The sequence below is a fragment of the Monashia sp. HAY1-5C genome, assembly GCF_056755255.1.
On sequence record NZ_JBPGXG010000296.1, the window covers coordinates 1 to 346 of the forward strand.

The following is a 346-nucleotide window of genomic DNA, read 5'->3' on the forward strand; positions in this document are numbered from 1 at the left end:
GAGTCGACCTCCCGACCCGTGACGAACCGGATGATGTCGAAGTCGTGGATGGAGCAGTAGCGGAAGAGGCCGCCGCTCGTGGGGATGTAGGTGGCGTGCGGCGGTGCCTGGTCGTGCGTCTGTGCCCGGATGCTGTGCACGAACCCGAGCTGCCCGGTGGCCACGACCTGCTGCGCGCGCTGGTACCCGCGTTCGAAGCGACGCTGGAACCCGACGTGGACCGGTGTGGTCGTGTCTCGGACGAGCCGCGCGAGGTCGAGCGTCTCGTCGAGCGGCGCGGCGACGGGCTTCTCGCAGAACGTCGGGACACCGGCCTGCAGGCCGAGCCGCAGAAGGGGCGCGTGCC

At 70.5% G+C, this 346-nt stretch carries 1 protein-coding gene; it reads right to left on the reverse strand.

What is annotated here, in order from left to right; translation table 11 throughout:
- A partial coding sequence (locus ACR9ZK_RS21735; RefSeq protein WP_481344037.1) for a Gfo/Idh/MocA family protein occupies window positions 1-346 on the reverse strand: 346 nt, incomplete at both ends.